Consider the following 22,768-nt stretch of genomic DNA (forward strand, 5'->3'; position numbering starts at 1 on the left):
CACCCTGTCACTTATTTTGTGCAAAATTGCAACACTTACCAAAAGGCTTGCGTAAACATCAAAAACATTCAAGCAAACGCCCTGTGACTTTGGGCAACATCATAAGTCTTAAAAACCAATTCCAAACACCATTTAAGTATGAGAAAAGTATTGTTCTGCCTGGGTCTGCTCTTCGTAGCATCTTTACAGCTGCAGGCGCAGACTGACCCCAACAAAAACGCCTTTTCGGCCAAAGTGCTGTTCCTGGATTACGGGACACCCAATGACGTTGACGACCAAAATATTACTAACGGCCTGGAACTGACCTATATCCGGGAGCTGCTCCCCTGGCTGAATTTTGCTATCCCGGCGAAGGTGGGGGTGATTGATGTGGACAACGATATCAACAACCGTACCTTTTTTAGTATTGATGGCGTGCTGCAGTTGCAGTACAAAAAATCAGATACCGCTTTTATTACGCCTTACCTGATGGGCGGCGGAGGTATTACCCTGGAGGAAGAACTGGGCAGTAATGTTCAGATTCCGGTGGGAGCTGGCTTCAATTTTAAAGTCGGCACACGTTCCTACATCAACTTACAGGGCGAATACCGGATTTCACAGGAAGAGAACCGAAATAATATTCAGCTTGGCGTAGGCTATTTGCATAAGCTTGGCCGTATGGATGCCGATGGCGATGGGGTTGTGGACAACCTGGATAAATGCCCGCGTGATGCCGGAAGCCCGGAAACTGATGGTTGTCCGGATACGGACCTGGATGGTGTGGCGGATATTGAAGACAAATGCCCCGCCCGGCCTGGTAAAAAGCGGTTCAAAGGTTGCCCGGATACCGATGACGATGGTGTCATGGACGATGAGGACAAATGCCCCGAAGTGGCAGGGCTGGCAAGCCTGATGGGCTGCCCGGATTCAGATCAGGATGGTATCACAGATGCGGACGATGATTGTCCGCAAGTGAAAGGAACAGCTTCTGCTAATGGTTGCCCGGACCGCGATGGTGATGGTGTGGCGGACGCTAAGGACCAATGCCCGGATCAGGCTGGCACTGCTGCAAATAATGGCTGTCCGTTCAAAGACCGGGATAATGATGGCGTAGCTGACAGTCAGGACGAATGCCCGGATGAGCCCGGTACGCAAGCCGCCAATGGCTGCCCGGACCGCGATGGTGATGGTGTGGGCGATGCCAGGGACCGGTGCCCGGATGATGCCGGTGATATGGAAGGCTGCCCGGATACAGATGGCGATGGCGTACACGATGGCAAAGATGCTTGTATTAACCAAGCGGGCACTGCTGAAAATAAAGGCTGCCCTGAGCTCAATAAGGAGGAGCAGGAGGTGCTGAGCTTCGCTATGCGCGCTGTGCAGTTCGAAACCGGCAAGGCCCGCCTCAAGGAGGAGTCTAAAGAAGTGCTGGATCAGATTGTGAAAATTATGCAGCGCTACCCGGGCTATGCTCTTGCCATCAATGGCCATACCGATAATGTAGGTGATGCCGAAAACAACAAGATACTATCTGAAGACCGCGCACGTGCCTGCTACGCTTACCTGGTCAGTGAGGGGATTTCGCCAAAACGGATTTCCTTCCAGGGCTTTGGTGAAGAACAGCCAATTGCCACGAATGATACCCGGTCCGGACGTACGCTGAACCGTCGGGTAGAGTTTAATCTTTATATTGAGTAACAGGGCTTCATTGGCCTGATTAAACAAGGAAACGGGCTGTTACCTGATTGGTAGCAGCCCGTTTTAATATTGCCCAAAGGGAGGTCAAAAAATTATTGCTTGATGAAGCGTACTGTCTTTTGCGCTCCGTCGGCAAAAAGGCGCAGGAAGTAAATACCCGGCTGCAGGTCTTCCGTTGGGACATCAAAGGTATGATCCCCGGACGGGATCTGGCCAAAGTTCAGGCGCTGAATGGTCTGCCCGAGCGAATTCGTAATCTCGGCTTGCAGGTTCAGGCTTTCCTGAGCCTTAAAGCTCATCGTTGCCGCGTTGCGCACCGGATTAGGGAAGAACCGGAACGCCCCCAGTTGCAATGCCTCCAGGCTGGAAAATGGCGTGCCGACCAGCTGAAACCAGAAGTCACCGGGCAGGTCGCCTCCGGTCACACGAGTGGAAACGCGGATAAGGTACTCTGTTGGCTCGCCCGGGAAGTTTTCCAAAGGCACTTCGAGGAAGGTATTATCGAAATCCTCGGTTTCAATGCAGAAGTAGGGACCGTCTAATGGGTCAGCCTGTATACCGCACGTCTCGAACAGGTCGATGATAAACTCGGCGTTTGTAGTGGTCTTATTGAAGCGTAGCGTCAGCTCCGTATTCTCACCGGAATTAAAGGTATACCATACATCGCGGAAGTCCCCATCGTTATTGCAAATCGGTGTGGCAAACTGTGGCTGTCCGGTAGAGAGCTTGTTGGTCCCTTCGAAGATAAAATCAAAGTTGTCGGCTTGCTCCTGAGAAATGACAAAGGCGTCCAGTGCATTGGAGCAATCGTCGTTGGCTGGCGGTACGACGGGCTCAATCCGCTTGATGAGCACCGAACCGGCACCGCGGTCACCGGAAGACCAGCCGCCCAGGCGGAACAGGTAGCTTTGACCTTGTTCTACGTTGAATAAGGCACGGGAAGTAAACCCGCCACAGGGAACGCCATTATCGGCATTCTCATCGTCGCCACAGCCGACCAGGGTGCTGGTATCCGGTGGGCAGGTGGTGGACTGGTAGACGGCAAGGCGGGAATCAAATGTAGCCGTGCCACATGTGGAAAACTCCAGCCCACCTGTAAAGGTGGCTGTCCAGGAGTACCAAATGTCGTTGTATACAAATTCTTCGCCTGGCTCAAAGCAGGATTGAGGGACCTCGTGCTGAGGGAGCCCTGTTGAGGCTTCTACGGTGTTGAATTGGAGTACGATCGAGTCTTGTGGCCCCAGGTCAAGCGGTGTGGCGTTTTCGCAGTCGTCGTTGGGCGGGCCAGTGACGGGCATAGTTTCTTCAATGGTGAAGGTGCCACTGCCTTCCTCGCCCGGGCTTTCTGAGCCCCAGCCGCCGATTTGGATGATGTAAACCGAGCCTTCCTCGACTTCCCAGGTGACCCGGGAGGTGAAATTGGCACAGTCCTGACCATCCGGCGTCACGCCATCTTCATTACAGGCGATGACGTCATCCGGAGAAGGTGGGCAGGAGGTCCCTTGGTAAATAGCAACGTTGGTATCATAATCGGCTGTGCCGCAGGTGCTGAACTCCGCCAGACCGGTAAAGTCGGCGGTATAGATGAACCAAACATCGTTGTAGAGGGAGTCGGAGCTACTGCCCCCTCCGGCGGGACAAGTCGCCGGATAGGCGCCGGAACCTCCGGTGGTCGCCTCAAGTGTGGTGAAATCATGAGTGCCACTACTTATGGGAATGGCATTTTCGCACTCATCATTTACCGGTTGGGCAAATGCTGGAATACTGAAGGCTGTAAATGCTAACAGGGTCAGTAGTAAATGTAGATTTTTTCGCATTAGATAGACGATTTGGTGATTGAATGCTAATCTTAATTGCCACAAATTAAAAAAAATCAAAAAGAATCCACCGCTTTGTTCAAATCGATCTCTGGTTCATCCTACGATTTCCAACCTGCCGCCAAATAAAATACGCCCGCTGATGAGCTTACATTGAGTTCACGATTTGATAACAAAAGCCTTACCTCGATTTGACCTGCACTTAACACCTCAAATTGATCTTTGCTGCCATTAAGCCAAATTTCGATCACTAAATCTTTTTCAAACATGAAGAAAGTAGTACTTTCTATGCTGCTCAGCAGCATGTGCGCACTCTTTGTCAGTGCTCAGGAAACCATCTTTTCTGAAGAAATTGAAATCCCGGAAGGTTACGTTATTGACGACCTTCTGATGCCTCCTTCTCCACTCTCTCTGCAAGTCCTTTTTGTGGGCGGTGTTGACCTGGTACAAACTACGCCTACTTACGGTTACGAAGCGGGTGTGGCTTACGCCAAGGAGTGGCACGACTTTATCGGCTTTACGCCGGACGAGACTGGTGAATCACTGGGTTGGGTTTCTGTCAACCACGAGATGATCTACCAGGACAACCGCATCGGTGACGGTGGTGGCATGACGGTATTCCGTGTTGAGCGCGACCCCGTTTCCGGTCAGCTGGAAGTAGTGGAGCAGGAACTGGAAGACGGCCGTAAAGGTGAGTTCTTCAACGTAGACTTTGTTAACACAGTTGGTGAAACCGGTATGAACTGCGGTGGTATCAGCTCTATCGTTGACGGCCGTATCTGGACCGCTGAGGAGTGGTTCCGTAGCAACAACGGCTCTATTTACAACGGTGGATTCTCTTCTCCTGCCAGCTCTGGTGGCTATCCTAAGTCTCCAGGCGGTGCAGAAAACCAGGGTGTACGTGACACTTCCACTTACCTGATCTCTTCTGACATTGAAGGTTTCGATGGGTTGGAAGTACCTAAGTACGAGAACTTCAACTGGATGGTTGAAATCGACCCACGTCAGGCGAAGGCTGTACGCAAGCAGTACAACTGGGGCCGTCAGGGCTTTGAAGGTGGCGTAGTTGCTGCTGACAATCAGACGGTTTACCTCGGTGTGGATGCAACGCCTGCTTTCTGGGCGAAGTTCGTAGCTGATGAGCCAGGTGACTTCACAAAAGGCAAGACTTACATTTACAAGCACGATGCTCCTGAAAAGTGGCTCGAAGTAGACAACACTGACCCTGAGAAAATGCTGAACTTTGCTGATCAGGCAGTTGAACTGGGTGGTACGATGTACAACCGCGTTGAGTGGGTAGCCATCGATGCAACCAGCGGTAAAATCTACTGGACTGAAACAGGCCGTGACCGTCCGGGCTCTCGCTGGGCTGACGAAAACGCAGCAGGTGCTGTGCACGACCCCTATCACATCAACCGTGCCATTGAGAAGGGCATCGACAGCCCTAACTCTTCTGAGTATCCTGACTACTACGGCCGCGTATGGGTTTATGACCCAGCTATCGATTCCAACTACGTATTCCTGGAAGGTGGACCGGACTGGGACGAAGAAACCAGCCCATCCGAAGCGGACTACTTCACCAAGCACATGTCTAACCCTGATGGCCTGAACGTCATGATGATTGATGGCCAGCCATTCCTGGTGATCTGCGAAGACCTTAATGGTACTTCCTATGGCCGTATGCCTGCAGGTATCAGCAACCCCACCTGCGAACTGTGGCTGCTTGACCTTAGCATTGAGCAACCAACTGTTGACGACCTGATCCGTATCACAGCTGTGCCACGTGGTGCAGAAATCACTGGTGCAATGCCTACACCTGACGGTAAGTCGCTGCTGGTGAACTCTCAGCACCCGAACTCTAACAACCCATTCCCATTCAACCACTCGCTGACTTTCGCGATCCATGGTTTTGATGAGGTAACGGTTACAAGCCTGGAGGAGCCTCAGTTTGAGTCTACCAGCCAGCTGCAGATCTTCCCGAACCCAACTACACGTACCGTATACCTGAGCGAAATGACTGACCTTGCTGTGTACAACGCAGAAGGCCAGCGCCTGAAGGTATTCCGCAACACCAATCAGATTGACGTTTCCAACCTGCCTGCGGGCATGTACTTCCTGCAAACTGCAGCGGGTGAAACGAAGAAGCTGATCGTTAAGTAATTATTGATCTCTCCTTTTTAATAATCCTCAAAGGTGGCATGCCCGAAAATTCGGGTGTGCCGCCTTTGCAGGTTTTGCATTAGTACCACAACACACCAACCATTTCAGACCATGAAAGCGACACTTACCGGCTTGCTCTACCTTACGCTTTTGCTAATGGCCACCCACTTCATCAGTTTCGTGCCCCCAAAGGCATACACTGCTGCTGAGGCACTGCGCAATGTACGTGCTGAATTTCAAACCGCTCTTACCAAACTAGACGAGACCGCGGCGGCGTATGAGGCCACTGCAAATGCCTTCGTGCGGGGGGAAGCCAACGCTGAAGCGCTTCAAAAAGTACATTCCCAGACCCGGCTTGCCTACAAGTCTCTTGAGTTTTTACTGGAATACAATGACCGGGAAGCCGTCAAAAAGTACCTCAATGGCCCGCCGCTGCTAAGTGTGGAGCCGAAGGTGCCGGAAGTCCGCATTATTGAACCGGTAGGGCTGCAGGTGCTGGACGAACTGGTCTACGGCGAAAATTCGCAAGCGGAGCAGGAAGAAATCCTGCGCCTGGTCCGCCAGTTCAATAAGGATTTTAGCAAAGTGAAAGCCTTTCAGGAAGGCGTAGTGCTGCAACACCGCTTTGTTTTTGAAGCTTTTCGATATCAGTTGGTCCGCATCTTTACGCTGGGGCTGACCGGATTTGACACGCCGGGCTCAGGGGCAGCCCTGCCGGAAGCCAGGCAGTCTCTGGAGGGCGCAGCAAAGGCGCTGATGGCTTATTTCCCACTTTTAGAGCAGATTGATGCTCAACTGGCCACCGACTGCCGCCTGGAGCTCGGATCGGCTATCGCAGCCTTGTCTCAGCCTGCTGATTTCAATGACTTCCGCCGGCTACAATTTCTAAAAAAACACCTAAACCCACTGCTAAAGCTTTCCCTGGAAGCACAAAAAAACCTGGAGGTAGAACTCCTCAGCGAAATTACCGATCGTCCGCAGGCCTGGAATTACGAAGCAGATAACCTGTTCTCGGATGAATTTCTAAACCCCAGTTATTACACTAATCTAAGTGATGCGGCTCAAAGTGAGGAACGCATAGCCCTTGGGCGGATGCTGTTCTACGACCCCATCCTTTCTGCGAATAACGAGCGTTCCTGTGCCTCCTGCCATCATCCGGACAAAGCCTTTACCGATGGGCTGCCCCGGAGCATGGCCCTCAATGGCGAAGGCAGCATTCAGCGCAATGCCCCAACTTTGATCAACAGCGTCTACGCCGAACATTATTTCTACGATCTGCGGGAGCCGAACCTGGAACGTCAGGTCAAGCATGTGGTGCGGGACGAAAAGGAATTCAATACTGACTTTCTGGAAATTGTAGACAAGCTTAAGCAAAGCGCAGCCTATCGCTCGCTTTTTGCCAGTGCCTACCCGGAGCATCCGCAGTATCAGATTTCAAAGTGGTCGATCTCCAATGCTCTGGCTTGTTATGTTGCCGATTTGCGGTCCTTCAATAGCCCCTTTGATCAGTATGTTCGGGGGGAGCGGGAAGCCGTTGCAGCGGAAGTAGAGCGTGGGTTTGATCTTTTCATGGGCAAAGCCAACTGTGGCACCTGCCATTTTGCACCAACATTCAACGGGACCGTGCCTCCGTACTTTCAGGAAAGCGAGTCGGAAGTACTGGGGGTGCCTGCCGCTGCGCAAGGACCAGACAGCCTTGCTTTAGATCCCGACCCTGGACGTTTTGCCAGCTACAAGCCCATTGACCAAACGCCTTTTTACCTGCATTCCTTCAAAACGGTGACCGTACGCAATGCCGCACTGACTGCGCCCTACATGCATAACGGGATTTACCAAAGCCTGGAGGAAGTCGTGGAGTTTTACAACAAAGGAGGCGGGGCAGGCATGGGCATAGAAGTCCCCTATCAAACCCTGCCGGATACGCCACTAGAACTATCCGAGCAGGAAGTGAAGGACCTGGTTGCCTTTATGGAGGCGCTGACCGATACTACCGGGATGACGGCTGTCCCGGCGCAGCTGCCCGCTTTTGAAACCCATCCTGACTGGAACAAAAGACGGGTAGGAGGCACCTATTGATCTACTTCGGTGGAAATAAAACCGGTAATCGGAAAGACCGGTTATGCTCCGGTAGACCGCCGACATTAGAGCGCTGGAACACCAGGTAGCTTCCAATTCTTGTGCAGGCAGAATGTTCATTTTCGTAGCTTTGCGCCATGGAAAAATGGCAGCAGTTGTGGAAAGTGCCGGGCTATCGCTGGCCGGTCTTGTTTTTTGCGGCTTACTTTGTGTTTGGACTGGCGTTGTACGGTGACTATGGCATGTCGTGGGATGAAGCCCTGCAACGGCAGCATGGGTTCGTTTCCGCAGAGTATGTCAATCAGCAGTTCCACCTGACGGATAAACAGTACGACTGGCGGCAGCTGCATGAGTATATGTACCGCTACCACGGCGTATGGTTTACCCTGCCTATGGCCTGGCTGGAAGAAGCCTGGGATTTGACTTCTTTCCGGCAGCAGTTCCGGATGCGGCACCTGGCTGTTTTCCTGTTGTACTGGGGAGCCGGGATCGTCTTTTTCAGGATATTGCTCCGCCGTTTTGCCAACTGGAGGTGGGCACTGCTGGGCGCTGCGTTTTGGGTGCTCAGCCCGCGCTTCTTCGCGCATTCCTTTTTCAATCCTAAAGACTTGCCTTTTCTCTCACTTTTTGTGATCAGTACCTGGACGCTTTTCCGGTTGTGGCTGCGCCCTGGCATTGGCACGGCCCTGCTGCATGCGCTGGCTTGCGGTATGCTGATCGGGATGCGGATCATCGGTGTGCTGATGCCGGTGATGACGGTTTTCCTGTTTGCCGCCGATGTGCTCGTGGGTAAATCAGGGACCCGCCCGCTTTGGTGGAAACGGATCATTGGGCTGGGGGTCTTCGGGCCAATGGCTTACTGGGCTATAGTGGTATTTTGGCCCTTTTTGTGGCCTGACCCTCAGTTGCAGTTTTTGGAAGCGTTTGAGATTATGTCCCAATACGGCTGGGGTGGGAAGGTCCTCTTTCAGGGGCAGTTCTACGCAGGTCCGGAAATCCCGTGGTACTACATCCCGGTATGGATCGGCATTTCCACGCCATTGCTTTATCTTTTGCTTTCTCTAACCGGTACTTTAAGCTTGCTGCCCCGGGCTTGGCAGCATTTGCGGCAGGGCTCCATTGGGATTTGGGCTATTGCTGCTGACCGGAAAGACTGGGCTAATGTTGGCCTGGTGCTGGCTCCGGTTCTGGCGATCATCGTTTTGGAATCGGTGGTTTATGATGGCTGGCGGCACCTGTTTTTTGTGTATCCCAGTTTGCTCTACCTGGCTGTACTGGGCACAAAGGTGGTTTGGGACTGGGCCTCAAGCCGGGCGTGGTGGCGTCGTGGGCTGCTTGCGGGGTTAAGTCTGCAAGGAGGGTATCTGCTGATTTGGATGGCAGTGAACCACCCGCACCAAAACGTTTTCTTCAATGCGCTGGCCTGGGGCAATCAACTCGGGCAGTATGACCTGGATTACTGGGGGAATTCCTACAAACAGGGCTTTGAAGCGCTGGCCAAACTGGATGGCGCACCGATCATCAAAGTAGCTTACCAATCCTATCCGGCTACACTGAATTACGAATACTTGCACCCCGAGCTTCGGGCTCGTTTCGAACTCACCGAAGACCCGGCACAGGCTGATTACTTCCTGTCGGACTACCGGGTTTGGCGATCAGGGCTTAACCAGGCTTTAAACCGGGAAGGGCCCTACAGTGGGGAGGAGGTTCATGCAATCTACGCCGGAGCGACTAAGATTCTGGGTATTTACCGCTTGCGCAAAAACTGACGGTACAGCCGGTCTGTTTTTTGGTCTTTCATGGGGCCGCGGTGCAATAACAGCCGGTTGCGGAAACGCAGTGGTTCCTGCTGTGATAATTTAATGGCTGTGGCACCGGGAAAAGCGGGATTCTGCATGCTGTTCTGCTTGCGCAATATCCAACCCTGAAACTGGGGCAGTTCCTCAGGCTCGCACATCATCACTACCGAAGTCTGCTCCGGCAGCAGCGCATTGAAGTTGCCGCTTGCCCGTACCCATCCCCCGGCTTGTACTGGGGTGGTTTGTGGCGTTACGGTTCCGTTGCCGTTGGAGAAAGTGAGTGGGTTGGTGGTGTTAAGCCGCACGGAAAACCCTCCGTAGCCCTTCTTATCCTCCGAGCCGCCGATGCGGATGTCGGGTGCCATTGCGGTAAGCTGAATATCAAAGTCCAGCAGGCGCACATCCTGGCCCTTTTGCCGGATATATATGCGGACATCCTCCCGAACCAGCGTGTCCGGTACACCCTGTGGTGCATCCGGCCCTGCCATCCAGTAAACGATAGCCTCTATGCTTGCCCGTTTGCGGCGGGCCTGGGTTTCCAGTACTTTGACTTCCCAGCGGATGCCCTCGCACAGCCAGGGGTCGCCCACCCGTACCTCACCTGCAAAGAGCTGATGCCAGGTCCAGAAAACACCCCGGTGGTGGCGATGGTCTTCCGGGAAGTCCTGGGTAAGCAGCGCACCGCCCAATCCATAAACCGGGTGGAGGTAATTGGAGCGCGGATAGGCATCGGCGTATGCCAGTGTGCCGGTCTGATAGGCAAAGCAGGGCTGTTCACCATAGTAGAGGGTCAGCGCATCCAGGTCCCGCCGGAATTCGAAGGGCTGAGCGTTTAGGTAGCCAGTGAAAGTAAGCCCTATCACCAAGATCGGGAGTCTCATAAATGAAGTTTTAAAGGAAGTTAATCAATGTACGGGTTAAGTAAGCTGTTGTAACCTGTTTCTGGTCATTTCCTGTCTTTTTCTTCAGAAAGGCTACCATCTCACCAAAGCGTTTAACGCTGAAATTCGTTTCTTAGACCAGCCAGGTAGGCTCGAATCAAAATTAAAAGGCAAATATCCAAATGTACACTAAGGCGAAGCCCCCCAAGACACATTTCTAATCAGTGACGCGCCGCATAAGTGCTTCCAAAGGCCCTCTTTTGTACTTCTTTCGCCACCTGTGGGAGAACCATACGAGCAGTACACTAAAGGCCAGAGCCAGAGCTAAAGCTAAAGGTATTTAATTTTTGTTAAGCCTTGGCTATCCCGGATTTTTGAGCCTCACTCCGGCAAGGCTGCCGCTTCGCCCGCCGTCCGACAAAACTTTTCTTGCAAAGCATTGCAAAATCCCCTTATCTTTGCAGCATGAAGCAACTGTGGGCTATACCCTTACTACTGTTAGTGCTGTCGCAAGTGGCGTTTCTGCCGGCTGTGACTGCCTGGCTGTCGTATAACCAAGCCTACATTGCCAGCGAGCTCTGCGAAAACCGCTTTGAGCCCGAGCTCATGTGCAGCGGGCGCTGCTATGTGCAAGAGGTTACAAGTGCGGCAATAGGCCATGAGCAGGAGGGCGAACAAGCGCCAGTCGTTGAGGATCAGCGTACCGGTTTGTCGCCTTTTTTACCGGCTCACTACGTCCTTTCTGTGGAGCGCGATCTCTATTCCTTTAACCCCCTGCCGCCGGCAACAGCGCTGCGGCCACAACTGCTCTCCTCCGGGGTCTTCCATCCTCCACGGGCCTAGTGCCCATACGCTCTAAGAGGCATTTTCGCCTCCTCATGTACGCTCCCAACGGGTAGGCCGGTCTGTACATGACCGACCGTGGTGATGTTAGCAGATGTGTGCCTCCCGTAATGGCGTATGCTTTTTGTTTTTTAAATACAAATATTCATGTTATTCCGATCTTTTTGGATTGGGGTGCTGCTGTTGCTTGCTTCGCCTGCCCTGGCCTGCGATGCCTGTGGCTGTAGCATGTCCCCTTCCTATGCCGCTTTGATGCCGAGCCTCGGTGGGCACTTTGTGGGGTTTTGGTGGCAGCATCAGCACTACCGGACCTTTGCGGATCCGGCTTTTGATGCCGGTGCGCGCCCGCAGGACGAATACTTCAATACCCTGGAGATTCGGGGCCGGTGGGAAATTCATCCCCGCTTGCAGGCCACGATAATGCTCCCCTATGCCTACCATCTGCGGCAGGATGCCAACGGGCCGCGAACAGTCAGCGGGCTGGGCGATGTGACCGGGCTGCTCAGCTATACTTTTTTTGACAATAGCGATAGCCTGCAACAGAAAGTCAGACACCGGGTCGTGGCGGGCATAGGTGGTAAAGCGCCAACGGGAGCGTTTCAGCAACCTGCCGCCAACGAGGTGGTGAACCCTAACTTTCAGGTTGGGACGGGCAGTTGGGACGCTTTGTTCAACCTCAATTACACTGCACGGAGCGGACGGTCCGGGCTATTGCTCGACGCCACCTACCGCCTCAATGGGGCCGGTGAGAATGGCTATCAGTTTGGTAACCGCTTTGCCGGGCTGTTGAGCCTTTTCCGGGTGGAGCAGATTGGTGGCGTCAGCGTGATGCCTAACCTGGGGCTCTACTATGAACAGGCCGACTGGGACATTGAGAATGGCTACTACCGCACTTATACCGGTGGGGAAGCCTGGCTGGTCAATGCCGGCGCCGAGGTGTTCTGGCAGCGCTACAACCTGGGGGTGACTTACAGCCTGCCTCTGCAACAGGATTGGAATACAGGATTGGTGGAGGCCCGCTCAAGGGTGGCGCTCCACCTCAATTACTTTTTTTGATCAAATGCGAAAACTAACCTGGCTTCCGGTTTTTATGATCGCCTTTATAGGCTGTCAGAAGGAAGCAATTATTGATACGGTGAAGCCGGACATTCAGATTCTGGCACCCACAGCAGGCGCCGTTTTGTCGGTGGGAGATGTGATGCCCGTAGAGGTGGACTTCTCTGAAAACCTGGGGCTGCATACCTACTTCATTTGGCTTGTTGCCGAAGACGGAATGCCGACTCTGGTGGAAAAGCAGCACCTGCACGCGCTGCGCCACGAGGTACGGCTGGAATTTCCGCTCAATGGCCTGGAGCCCGGCACTTACGAGCTTCAGGTAACAGCTGATGATCATGACCAGAATACGACAAATGCTGTGGTTTTGGTTCATCTGCAATAGCACTTAAAACAACTTCTAATAACTTTAAATAAAAATTGACCAATGACAAAATTCAAATTTTCCACCCTTGCGCTGCTTGCGGTCTTCGCGCTTGCGTTTTCAGCTTGCGACAATGATGATGAAACACCTGGTATTCAGGAAGGCACCGTGAATATGATGTTTGAGTACACTGTAGATGGTGCTGCTTTTGATACAACGCAGGTGTACGATATTAATGGGACTTCCGTACAGTTCACTATTGCTAACTTCTATGTGGGCGGTATTGAGCTGATGCCGGAAGAAGGCGATGCAATTCCCGTAGAAGGCAAGTACCTGCTGGTGACGCCGGAAGCAGGCATGCAGGAAGTGACCACTGTCCCTGCCGGGCATTACCACATGGTGAACTTCTTTGTGGGCGTAGACCCTGCCATCAACAGTCAGTCTGAAGACGACTTCACTTCCCGCGACGCTGAGGATCCGCTCGCTATTCAGTTCCCGGCTATGCACTGGAACTGGAACTCCGGCTACCGCTTCCTGCGTATTGACGGCAAAGTAGATACAGATGGTGATGGTACGATGGATGAAACTATGGCTTTCCATCTGGGTACAAACAATATGTTGCAGAATGTGAGCCTCACTGCCCACAAAGACGTGGAAAAGGGCAGCAACATGCTCCACATGGAATTTGACCTGGCGAAACTGTTTGAAGGTGTTGACCTTTCTACTGATTTCTCTACCCACACCATGAATAATCCTGAACTGGCTGCGGCTGTGCGGGATAACATCCCGGCTGCGATCAGTATGATGCACTAAAACTGAAGGGTTGCCTGCGAAGAGCGGGCAACCCTAAATTTTTGATTATGCGGTATTGCCCATTTCTTTTGTTGCTCTTGTTTTTTGCTTCCTGCGAAAAGGAGCCGGTCTCTCCGGTCGACACCACGCCTTACGTTTTGGAATTGCCGCCGCACTTCCCTTATCCGGATATCCCGGAAGATAATGAGCTGACCGAGGCGCGTGTAGCACTGGGGAAAATGCTGTTTTTTGAGCCTGCCATGTCGGTAGATTCGAGTATTACCTGTGGTGCCTGTCATAAGCAATCGCTTGCCTTTGCCGATGACCTGCCCATCAGTCCCGGTGTACGGGGGCGGCTGGGGTTTAGAAATTCACCTACATTGGTCAATCTGGCCTATCTCACCAAAGTCAACAAGGACGGGGGCGTGCCTAAGCTCGACATTCAGGCGTTAGTGCCCATCGAAGACCATGCCGAGATGGACCTGCCGATCCTTCATGCTGCTGAGCGACTCAATGCGGATCCGGAATATGTAGACGCTTTTCAACGGGCATATGGCGAGCTTGCTAGTCCATTTACCATCACCCGGGCACTTGGGGCTTTCCAGCGCACCCTCATTAGTGCCAACAGTACTTACGATCAGTACCTCATGGGCGAAGTTAGCCTCAATGCTGCCGCAGAGCGTGGCCGCCAACTGTTTTTCAGCGATGCAACCAACTGCAGCAGCTGCCACGGAGGCTTCAATTTTACGGAAAACGGCTTTTTCAACAACGGGCTGTACGAAACGTATGAAGACTGGGGCCGCCGCCGCGTCACGGGCCTGCCTGAAGATGATGGCGTCTTTCGTGTGCCTACCTTACGAAACATAGCCCTTACCGCACCCTACATGCATGATGGCAGCCTGCCGGATTTGCAAGCCGTGCTGGAGCACTACAACACCGGCGGCACAACCCACCCGAACAAAGACAACCGCATTCAGCCACTTCACCTCTCCACCGAACAAATGGCTGATCTGGAAGCCTTTCTGCATACTCTTACCGATACCTCCTTTTTAACAGACCAGCGATTTAAGCCCTAATTGAAATCGCACATTAGGGTACACTCCTTCCCGTCCGATGTAGTGAAAATGGCCTTCGGGCGTTAGGGTACGCTTTCCCATCGTGCCCTAACTTGTACTGAGGTTAGGCAGACTTTCCCAGTATGCCCTAACTTTAACGAATAGGAATCATACTTTAGAGTATACCCTTCTCTGTCCGCTGTAGCGAAGCGAAACTGGGCCATCGTGCCCTAACTTGTACTGAGGTTAGGGCAGACTTTTCCAGTATGCCCTAACTTAAACCACGAATAATCTTCAAAATTTCCCCTGCGCAGCCCCAGGACACGGTAAAGCCCGCACCACCGTGCCCGTAATTATGGAAAATAGGCTGCCCAGGCTCCTGCTCACAGCGGATGGCCGGCCGCTTGGGGCGGAGTCCTGCGGCAGCATTGATCAACTTAGGTTTGGTAAGGGAAGGCTGCAATTGAGCGCAGCGCCGGAGGATAATTTGAGTGTCTTCCGGAGAAGTCGTGTTGTTGTAATCATGTTCGTAGTCGGTACCTCCCAGAATGGTATCCTTACCGCGTTGGATCACATAGGCCAGCTTGCCTTTGTCCATGGAGTCTACCATAGACCGGGTGCCAGGTACATTTTCCACTTTGACCACTTGCCCGCGAATGGGGTAGACCGATTCATCCTGACATAATTCCCGTGCCCCAAGCCCGGCACAGTTGACGAGGAGGTCCGCTTCCCTGGCCAGGTCAGTCAGGTGATGTACGGTTGCTTGTTGGAATAATCCACCCGCTTTCATAAAACGGCTTTGAAGGTCGGGTAGGTAGACGGGTGTTTCTGCGAGGGGGACTTTGGCAAGGTAGCCCATTTCATACCCCTGCGGCAGTTCTTCAGATTTTGCCAGGCGTACGGCACCTTCCGGCAGTTCCTCCCGCCAGCTGTTATCGAGCCCCGGGCGGGTGAGGACCAGGAAATCGGTCATGCTTACCCCGGTGGCTGGTGTTTGCGCCAGCTGCTCAAAAACCCGGTAGGACTCGGCACTCCAGCGATTGGCAGCATGGACTGGCGCTACGGCATAGGGGAACCAAATGGCGGCGGCTACAGCGGAGGTCGTGGCACCGGGCAGGTCTTGAGTGTAAATGGTGACTGCGTAACCCGCTTCCTGCAAGGTTACAGCAGTGGTCAGGCCCGAAACGCCCGCTCCGATAACGATGACCCGCTTCATTTCTCCATCGCTTTGCCCTGAAACCAGCTGATGCCGGGGAATACCGGGTTGCCTGCTGCCCGCCGAAAGGAGACCACCTGGCCAACGTGCCAAAGGGCATCCGCAATGGGGCCATTGAGCTGGAACCAAAAGGGGACAGTGGAATGTACGCCTTCCCGCTCAAAGATCAGGTCAAAGCGCTCCATATCATTGGTATTGGCTTCCCGGAACTGATCGCTGGCTGCTTTAAGGTTCTCCAAAGTGGTTCGCCGGAGGTTTACAAAGTCTTCGGGAGCGGCTGGGGCCGGTCGTTTATTGGGCAGCTGAAAGGCGCTGTTGTAGACCATCATTGAAAGGCCGTGAATGTGGGCCAGCGTTTCCATAGTAGTGCGTCCATCCGGGCTGGGCTTGTACAGCAGGTCTTTTTCGGTTAGCCCTTCGGTTGCCCAGTAATAGCGGAAGCCAAGGCCATCAATCATTCTGGCAACGGTGGCGCTGCTGGTGTAGGATTCCGGAGCATCGGGGATTTGCCGGTAGGGTAGGGTGTCGCCTTGCATAGCGGTTTGGGTTTGGGCGTTGGTGGCCATGAATAAGAGCAAGATGCTCAGTAGAAAAGGATAAGGCTGCATGCGTAAGTTTTTTCTGTTGTCAAGGTATCGGCTGCTTATGGTAGTTTGAAAGCAGGGAGGTCTTCCCTCAGGTCATAAGCGAAACCATTAACGATCGCGTAGTGATACTGCCCGTTTTTTTCGAGCAGAAAACTGGGATTGCTGTATTGGTAGAGGGCGTTGTTGGGTTGTTTGCCCGGAGCAATAAGGGCTACTGGCCACCGTGCGGAAGCCTGGGCAGGTGGGCGGTTCGTGACTGCAAAATCGGTATACCCTTGTGAAAGCAGCCCCCGGATATCCTTTTGGCGCAGGGTACCAACATCGGGGAGGGCCTGAGGGTACAGCTTGCCTGGTACGATGGTGTAGCCTGTGGCATCCAGTTCTTCGTAACCATGATAAGTGGAGAGGTCGCCCAGGTCGCTAATGCTGCCCCGGAGGTAATAGGCACGGGCATCGTCAACGTCAATTTCCCGGTGCCGCCACGCCAGGTCGGTCACAAAGGGCTGATCCTCGTACATGCGGGTGGCATTGCGGAGGATGAAATCATAAAAAGCCCCGCTGTCGTTGTAGGGTATATCTTCGTAAGCTGCCAGCGGCCAGCTTTCAAAACTGCCATCGGCGATCGCCTGGAACGCAGTCAGCAGGATGGTGAAGTGCAACTGCCGCAGGTACTGCTTCTCCCGGTCTTCTTTTAGTCCGCCGCTTTCAATGAGAATGGTGTTGGTGCCCCATTTTTGCATATTGTCACCGAAAGCCCGGGGCTCGAAGGTGTCATCGTACCGGCCGGTCATGCCAGGGATGTACTGTTGCAGCACCTCATTCATCAAAACAATGAGCTGCATGGCATTCGCACGGCCCTCGTTAATGTCTTTTTCAGTATTGAAGGCGGGGGCAAGGAAGGAAACAGAGGCTGTTTTGGGGCTATCCCCGGCGGCATAGTATCGGTTTTTATCGTGCAGGTTGAAGCCCCAAACCGCTCGTGTGCGGTCACGAGCGGCTTTCAGGATATTGGACTCCGGGCTCTGCAGGCGAAGGGCATCCCGGTTGAGGTCGATATCGAGCACATTCCGCCTTTGGTAGCGCTCTGCGCCATCTGGGTTGAGCATGGGGATAAAGTGCAGGGTCAGCTCTGAGGTAATCCGGTTTCTCAAACTGTCGAAACGATCGCCACTGGCTTTGAAAAAATTGAAAATGTCCATAATGGCCATAGTAGCGGTGGGCTCGTCGCCGTGCATTTGCGACCAAAGCAAGACGGGTACCGGCCCGTTCCCGATACGCACTTCGTAGATAGCGCGATCTTCCAGGGAGCTTCCGAGTTTTTCCACTTCAAAATCGTCAGGCAGGTCATTGATCAGCGGCTCGATGTCCGCATGCTTGAAGCGCAGGTCTTGGATGGTTGGTTCCCTGTATTGCTCAAATGCCTCGTGCAGTTGTGCGGCCAGCGGAGGTGCATTGGGGCGGGTTATGGCCTGGGTTATGGAGTCGCCTTCGCCAAGGAGCGGGGTATCGAGTTCTTCGGGGGCATTCTGGCAGCCTGCGGCCCAAAGTATTGCGAGCAGGCAGAAAGGTAGAAGGTGTTTCATGGATAAAATTTTAGGCTTGCCGACAAAATAGGGATTCTTGGTTGATAGTGCGGGGGCATTTCTGTATCTTATAGGCATTACGCCACAAAACATTAAATCGTCAAGCTATGAAAATCAGGGCGTCTTCCGGGCAATTGCTTCAGTCGGGTACTGTGCAACAATCCGGCAGTCCCTTGAATGTCAGTTCTTTGCCTAAAGGGTGGTATGTACTGTCGGTGCTTCTGCCAGACGGGCAGCAGCGCCCCCTGCCTTTCATAAAGCAATAAGTAGGCCCATAAACCACGCCTTCAATCCAAAATTCACTCAAAATGAAAAATATACTACTCCTATTTCTATCCATCTTTTTTGCGGTATCGCTCAATGCTGCTTCCATCCGGGGCGGGGAAATCACTTTTCAGCAAACCGCGCCTCTAACACTGGAGGCGGAGCTCCACCTGTATGTTCAGGCTAATGCCACGGCTACTGTACCGGACTCTGTCACGCTATGCTGGGGAGACGGGAACTGTTCAACTGCTTGGGTTTCTAATGGCATAGATGCTAATAATGATGGCTTGCCCGACGGGGAACAATTAACGCCGGTTCAATTGCTGGGCATCTATCGGGTGTCCCACACTTATGGGGAGACCGGGCAGTACACCCTTTCGGTCAATGAACCCAACCGGGTGATCGTTATGAATGGAGGGCTTGAGCCTTTTCCGTTTTATGTTGAATCGCTGGCTATGGTCACCGAGTCGGATGAGCCCCACTACAGCCCGGTGTTTTTCGAGCCTGCCATGCTGGACCGCAGTGCGGTGGGACAGGTGTTCACACATCTATCGGCTGCTTTTGACCGTGATGGAGATGTGTTGGTGCATCAGCTGCTAATCCCAAAGTTAGAAGAAGGTACTATCCCGGGTTATCAGGAGCCTACGTCTATCAACCCTGGCCCCAATAATCAGTTGACAATAGATACCGGGACCGGGTTCCTCAATTGGGACGCCCCACAGCGGCCTGGCCGGTACTTGATCAATATCATGGTCAGCACCTACCGGGATGGGGCGCTTTGGGAGCAGGTGACTCGTGATATGCTGATTGAAGTCGAAGAGCTGATGGCGCTTCCTCCTGCGCTTACCCTTTCGGATGACACCCCTTTGCAGGAAGTGCAGGTGGGCGATGTGGTAGAATTGGAGGCGGTGGCCCAAAGCATCCCTTTCGGGGAGGAGGTAGAGCTGACCGCAGCGGGTGGCCTGCTGGCCTTTTTCAATACCCCGGCGGTTTTTGATACCACGACTGGCCCTCAGCCGCTCGAAGCCTTCTCCTGGATGGTGGAGCCGGAAGATGACAGAGCCGCGCCCTACCTTGTTAGCTTTAAAGCCAAAGACCTGAGCAGCGGGCTGTCGACATTCATCCCCGTGCAATTCCAGGTGGTGGAGGAGCTGACCGGGTCGGTTGATGTGGAAAGGTCAATTCCGCTGCGTGTTTTTCCAAACCCAGGAGCTGGAATATTGCAGGTTGAAATAGAGGCATTAAATCCCCCTGCGCGCTATGAGGTGTACGATGCGAACGGCGCAAGGGTTACTTCCGGGCAGTGGACAACCTTCCCCGCTCAGCTCAATGTACAGCAGTTTCCGGGCGGTGTCTACCGGCTAAGGGTCTGGGGTGCAGAAGGTCAGGGGGTGGAACGCTTCATTGTCGCTGGAAAGTAGTTATATTGCCGGTTCAAAAAGCGAATTATGGCTTCGGCAATTTCAGAACTGGCAGATTTTCCGGTACAGACGAACATCACCGTACAGTGGGGCGAGATGGACGCTGCCAACCACGTCAATAATGTAGTTTACCTGCGGTGGTTTGAGCATGCGCGTGTGGTGTACCTTGACCGGTTGAATTACCCGGTCGTACTGGAGCAGGAGGGGCTGCCGGGCGTGATTCTGGCAAAGCAAGACTGCAAATACCTGTTCCCGGTCCGCTATCCGGACAGGATAACGATGGGGATTAAAGTCACGGAAATAGGGGAGGACCGCTTTGTGATGCATTGCAAAATGTATAGTCAGGAGCATCAGCGCCTGGTGGCGATTGCGAATGCCACAATCGTTACGTACGACTATGTAAAGCAGTCGAAGGCGCCTGTTCCGGAAAGCCTTCGTCAGGGCATACAGGCTATAGAACAACAAGTATGAAAGCGACACCGATTTTAATCGTTGGGGCAGGGCCGGCAGGGTTAGCCATTGCCGGCCGGTTGCGCCACCGGGGGCTCGATTTCGAGCTGATTGAGCAAAGCCAGGAAGTCGGGCACGCCTGGCACCACCACTACGAGCGGGTGCACCTGCATACCGTGAAGGAATTTTCTCACCTGCCCCATCTTCCTTTTCCAGAGGAGTATCCGCAGTACGTCTCCCGTCAGCAGTTGGTAGATTACCTGGAAAGCTATGCCGCCCATTTCAAAATTGCGCCCCACTTTGGGCACAGCCTGGAGCGGGTAAGCCGGGAAGGCGATCACTGGGTCGCGGCCTGTGCAAATGGGGCTCACTTTAAAGCGGAGCACATCGTCTTCGCCACCGGGGTCAACCGAGTGCCCAACCGCCCGCATTTTGAAGATCAGGAGGATTTTTCGGGCACTATGCTTCACAGCAAGGATTACCGCAATCCGGAACCCTTTGAGGGTGCCACCGTTTTGGTCGTAGGTATGGGCAATACCGGTGCGGAAATAGCGCTGGACCTGAGCGAAGCAGGCATTCCAACCTTGCTATCCGTCAGAGGTCCGGTCAATATTGTGCCCCGCGATTTCCTGGGGCGCCCCACTCAAAAGACGGCCTTCACTCTTGCCAAGCTGCCTGCGCCCATTGGAGACTGGATTGGCAAGCAGGTACAGGGGCTTGCATTTGGAGACCTAAGGCCTTACGGGTTGAAGCCTTCCGCTATGCCGCCTGCGCGTCAGTTGCGGGAGACAGGCAAAACACCGGTCATTGATATCGGCACGGTAGCCGCTATCAAAGCCGGTAAAATCAAAGTGGTTCCTGAACTTAAGGCCTTCACGCCAGATGGAGCCATCTTTGAGGATGGGAGCGAGCACCATTTTACCCATGTCATTTTGGCCACTGGGTACCACGCCCGCCTCGAAGCCTTTATTCCGCAAAGCGAGACCTTGTTCAATGCAGATCACCTGCCCAAAAGCTGTATAGGGGAGGGGCCGCACGAGGGGCTCTACTTCCTCGGGTTTGACAATTATCAGCCCGGAGGAATACTGGGCGTAGTGTACCGGGACTCAGCGCGTATTGCAGAGGCGATACAGGCCCGGTTAACGATTAGTAGTTCGTAACACTTTTACAGTAGAACTGCCAGTCGGCGTATTGATCTTCAGCAGGTAAAGACCAGCGGGGTAAGGGCTCATTTTCAGTTCCGCCGTTGGTCCGGCTGCAATTTGTTCAAACATGATCTGTCCGTTCGTATTCATTAGCTGTAAGGTGGTTCCAGATGGGAGTTCCCGCAGGTGCAGGATATTGCTCACCGGATTGGGAAACACCCTTAGGTTCCAGTCCGGAGTGAAGACAGAAGTATTGGAGATGAGTTCACGGTAACCCAGGAAGAAAATCGCGCCGGCAACGGTAGCTGGTTGTATACATTCAGTATGGTTGAGGGTCGTGCCGGCATCTACCGCAAGGACATCCGGTGCGCCATTGGCATTCATGACCGAATCGGCGAGGATACTGTTGGTAAACGCCACCTGATCATCTGCAGTACAGTAGTACAGCCGGGTTGGTGCCTGTGGTGCCCAGTCGTATACATCGTTGGCTTCCAGCGCCTGCAGGATAGGGTGGTCGCTATTCTCATCCTCCAGAGCGGTGAGCAGGGAGTCCTGCAGCATGTAGCGCGGAATGGGCGCCCCTTCGTTGGTGTTCAGCAAGTCGATGAGGGTGCTGTTCAGGGTACTGAGGGTGATAGCGCCCTGATAAAACTGTTCAATCGGCTCAGCATAGGGCGGCTTGAAGTATGCTTCCACGCTGTCAAAAAGCCCATAGGCTTCGTTATAGGAAAGGGCGGTGTAAGCCAGGTAGCCCTGATAGAAGTAGGGTTCGTCACTGAGCAGGGCGCTGCGCATCGCTCCGGAGATACTGTAGGGGCCGGACATAGGGGCGGAGGCAGTGACTGTGAATTCATCGGTGTAGTTCGCTTCCAGTTCGCGATGGACGGCCGCCGCAGCGTGTCCACCCTGAGAGTATCCGGTGACAAATAGCTGATCATTCAGTGCTGGCCCTTCGCTTTCGCAAAATGCCCGCGCTGCAAATAGCATGTCAATACCCGCTGAAGCCTCCGTATCGGCATGTACATAAGGATGGAAGCCCCGGGAATCGCCAAGCCCCAGAAAATCCGGGGCAGCCGCAACATAGCCTAGTCCGCCCCATGCGGCGGCGAGTTCCCAGCCGCCGGCCAGATTGGAGGGGACATCTGTTTTACTGTCTACGGTACCATGCATATAGCACAGCAGCGGGTATTGAAATTCGGCTTCCCGCACCGGCAGAACGATCAGTCCGGAGGCTGTATCCGTGACGCCATTAATATCGGGTGTCGTGTACCGGATTTTGTAGTATTCAATGCCGTTTTGCATTAAAAAGCCGTACTGTGCCTGCATTTGTGCCAGGGTTTGGCTGCCTTTGAATTCAAAATCGACGAGGTCCTGTGCCAGCGCAGCCTGACTGAGGAGGAGAAGGGCGCTGAGGCATAGGTATTTCAGGTAGTGGTTGAAGGTGTTCATACCGATTGATTTTGAGGTGATGGGTTTGGCTGGACAAAGTACTACTTTTCTGATAATTTGGATATTGGACGAAAACAAAAGTTTTAAAGATACGGTTTTTAACACAATAAGTGTATTTTTGTCGTAAAGCAATCTC

21 protein-coding genes are annotated in these 22,768 nt (G+C 53.4%); 13 read left to right on the top strand and 8 right to left on the bottom strand.

Annotated elements, in window-relative coordinates:
- The first annotated feature begins 138 nt into the window (after positions 1-138).
- Positions 139-1,677: an OmpA family protein gene (locus tag IX84_RS19940; protein WP_044224878.1), complete on the top strand. Its 1,539-nt coding sequence runs from the start codon at positions 139-141 to the stop codon at positions 1,675-1,677.
- A gap of 92 nt (positions 1,678-1,769) precedes the next feature.
- On the opposite strand, the gene IX84_RS19945 is transcribed toward IX84_RS19940, so the two are convergent.
- Both IX84_RS19945 and IX84_RS33525 read right to left on the bottom strand, forming a co-directional pair.
- A complete protein-coding gene (locus IX84_RS19945) occupies positions 1,770-3,494 on the bottom strand; it encodes a T9SS type A sorting domain-containing protein (RefSeq protein ID WP_044224881.1) in 1,725 nt (574 codons plus the stop codon).
- Between the two features lie 101 nt (positions 3,495-3,595).
- Complete coding sequence (locus IX84_RS33525) at positions 3,596-3,763, bottom strand: hypothetical protein (RefSeq protein ID WP_160213838.1); 168 nt, start codon at positions 3,761-3,763, stop codon at positions 3,596-3,598.
- Here IX84_RS33525 and IX84_RS19950 point away from each other — a divergent pair.
- The 3 genes from IX84_RS19950 to IX84_RS19960 all read left to right on the top strand — a co-directional run bounded on the left by IX84_RS19950 (position 3,762) and on the right by IX84_RS19960 (position 9,499).
- Positions 3,762-5,654: an alkaline phosphatase PhoX gene (locus tag IX84_RS19950; RefSeq protein ID WP_044224883.1), complete on the top strand. Its 1,893-nt coding sequence runs from the start codon at positions 3,762-3,764 to the stop codon at positions 5,652-5,654. The two genes, IX84_RS33525 and IX84_RS19950, sit on opposite strands and share 2 nt — an antisense overlap.
- A gap of 111 nt (positions 5,655-5,765) precedes the next feature.
- On the top strand, positions 5,766-7,730 hold the full coding sequence (locus IX84_RS19955; protein ID WP_052516233.1) for a cytochrome-c peroxidase: 1,965 nt from the start codon (positions 5,766-5,768) through the stop codon (positions 7,728-7,730).
- A 137-nt stretch (positions 7,731-7,867) separates the two neighbouring features.
- Positions 7,868-9,499, top strand: a complete 1,632-nt coding sequence (locus IX84_RS19960; RefSeq protein ID WP_044224886.1) for an ArnT family glycosyltransferase — start codon at positions 7,868-7,870, stop codon at positions 9,497-9,499.
- Here the strand turns inward: IX84_RS19960 and IX84_RS19965 are convergent.
- Positions 9,478-10,410: a DUF6807 family protein gene (locus IX84_RS19965; RefSeq protein WP_052516234.1), complete on the bottom strand. Its 933-nt coding sequence runs from the start codon at positions 10,408-10,410 to the stop codon at positions 9,478-9,480. The two genes, IX84_RS19960 and IX84_RS19965, sit on opposite strands and share 22 nt — an antisense overlap.
- Positions 10,411-10,627: 217 nt before the next feature.
- A complete protein-coding gene (locus tag IX84_RS34675; RefSeq protein WP_072013675.1) occupies positions 10,628-10,750 on the bottom strand; it encodes a DUF418 domain-containing protein in 123 nt (40 codons plus the stop codon).
- 125 nt (positions 10,751-10,875) lie between these two features.
- Between IX84_RS34675 and IX84_RS19970 the strand changes: the two genes are divergently transcribed.
- From IX84_RS19970 to IX84_RS19990, 5 genes are all read left to right on the top strand, one after another.
- On the top strand, positions 10,876-11,253 hold the full coding sequence (locus IX84_RS19970; RefSeq protein ID WP_044224889.1) for a hypothetical protein: 378 nt from the start codon (positions 10,876-10,878) through the stop codon (positions 11,251-11,253).
- Between the two features lie 147 nt (positions 11,254-11,400).
- On the top strand, positions 11,401-12,309 hold the full coding sequence (locus tag IX84_RS19975; RefSeq protein WP_044224892.1) for a transporter family protein: 909 nt from the start codon (positions 11,401-11,403) through the stop codon (positions 12,307-12,309).
- A 4-nt stretch (positions 12,310-12,313) separates the two neighbouring features.
- Positions 12,314-12,691 (top strand): hypothetical protein, encoded by a 378-nt coding sequence (locus IX84_RS19980; RefSeq protein ID WP_152605158.1) that lies wholly within the window; start codon positions 12,314-12,316, stop codon positions 12,689-12,691.
- A gap of 42 nt (positions 12,692-12,733) precedes the next feature.
- The gene (locus IX84_RS19985) at positions 12,734-13,483 is read left to right on the top strand and encodes an MbnP family protein (RefSeq protein ID WP_044224899.1); all 750 of its coding nucleotides are present in this window, start codon (positions 12,734-12,736) and stop codon (positions 13,481-13,483) included.
- A gap of 47 nt (positions 13,484-13,530) precedes the next feature.
- Complete coding sequence (locus IX84_RS19990) at positions 13,531-14,538, top strand: cytochrome-c peroxidase (protein ID WP_044224902.1); 1,008 nt, start codon at positions 13,531-13,533, stop codon at positions 14,536-14,538.
- A 250-nt stretch (positions 14,539-14,788) separates the two neighbouring features.
- Here IX84_RS19990 and IX84_RS19995 read toward each other — a convergent pair whose 3' ends face one another.
- From IX84_RS19995 to IX84_RS20005, 3 genes are read right to left on the bottom strand one after another with little or no spacing between them, the layout of a single operon-like run.
- Positions 14,789-15,733 carry an FAD-dependent oxidoreductase gene (locus IX84_RS19995; RefSeq protein WP_044224904.1) on the bottom strand — a complete coding sequence of 315 codons (945 nt, stop codon included), beginning with the start codon at positions 15,731-15,733 and terminating at the stop codon, positions 14,789-14,791.
- The gene (locus tag IX84_RS20000; protein ID WP_052516235.1) at positions 15,730-16,341 is read right to left on the bottom strand and encodes a DinB family protein; all 612 of its coding nucleotides are present in this window, start codon (positions 16,339-16,341) and stop codon (positions 15,730-15,732) included. The genes IX84_RS19995 and IX84_RS20000 overlap by 4 nt, the downstream gene beginning before the upstream one ends.
- 35 nt (positions 16,342-16,376) lie before the next feature.
- The gene (locus tag IX84_RS20005) at positions 16,377-17,903 is read right to left on the bottom strand and encodes a M14 family zinc carboxypeptidase (protein ID WP_052516236.1); all 1,527 of its coding nucleotides are present in this window, start codon (positions 17,901-17,903) and stop codon (positions 16,377-16,379) included.
- Between the two features lie 107 nt (positions 17,904-18,010).
- Here IX84_RS20005 and IX84_RS33530 point away from each other — a divergent pair, with 107 nt between their 5' ends.
- The 4 genes from IX84_RS33530 to IX84_RS20020 are packed head-to-tail and all read left to right on the top strand — an operon-like array spanning position 18,011 to position 21,198.
- The gene (locus IX84_RS33530; RefSeq protein ID WP_160213840.1) at positions 18,011-18,169 is read left to right on the top strand and encodes a hypothetical protein; all 159 of its coding nucleotides are present in this window, start codon (positions 18,011-18,013) and stop codon (positions 18,167-18,169) included.
- 42 nt (positions 18,170-18,211) lie between these two features.
- Positions 18,212-19,588, top strand: a complete 1,377-nt coding sequence (locus tag IX84_RS20010) for a T9SS type A sorting domain-containing protein (RefSeq protein ID WP_044224909.1) — start codon at positions 18,212-18,214, stop codon at positions 19,586-19,588.
- 27 nt (positions 19,589-19,615) lie between these two features.
- Positions 19,616-20,059: an acyl-CoA thioesterase gene (locus IX84_RS20015; RefSeq protein ID WP_044224912.1), complete on the top strand. Its 444-nt coding sequence runs from the start codon at positions 19,616-19,618 to the stop codon at positions 20,057-20,059.
- Positions 20,056-21,198: a flavin-containing monooxygenase gene (locus IX84_RS20020; RefSeq protein ID WP_044224914.1), complete on the top strand. Its 1,143-nt coding sequence runs from the start codon at positions 20,056-20,058 to the stop codon at positions 21,196-21,198. The genes IX84_RS20015 and IX84_RS20020 overlap by 4 nt, the downstream gene beginning before the upstream one ends.
- Here IX84_RS20020 and IX84_RS20025 read toward each other — a convergent pair.
- Complete coding sequence (locus IX84_RS20025; protein ID WP_044224917.1) at positions 21,178-22,632, bottom strand: T9SS type A sorting domain-containing protein; 1,455 nt, start codon at positions 22,630-22,632, stop codon at positions 21,178-21,180. The two genes, IX84_RS20020 and IX84_RS20025, sit on opposite strands and share 21 nt — an antisense overlap.
- Between the last annotated feature and the right edge of the window lie 136 nt (positions 22,633-22,768).

It is taken from the genome of Phaeodactylibacter xiamenensis (assembly GCF_000759025.1).
GTDB classification, from domain to species: domain Bacteria; phylum Bacteroidota; class Bacteroidia; order Chitinophagales; family Saprospiraceae; genus Phaeodactylibacter; species Phaeodactylibacter xiamenensis.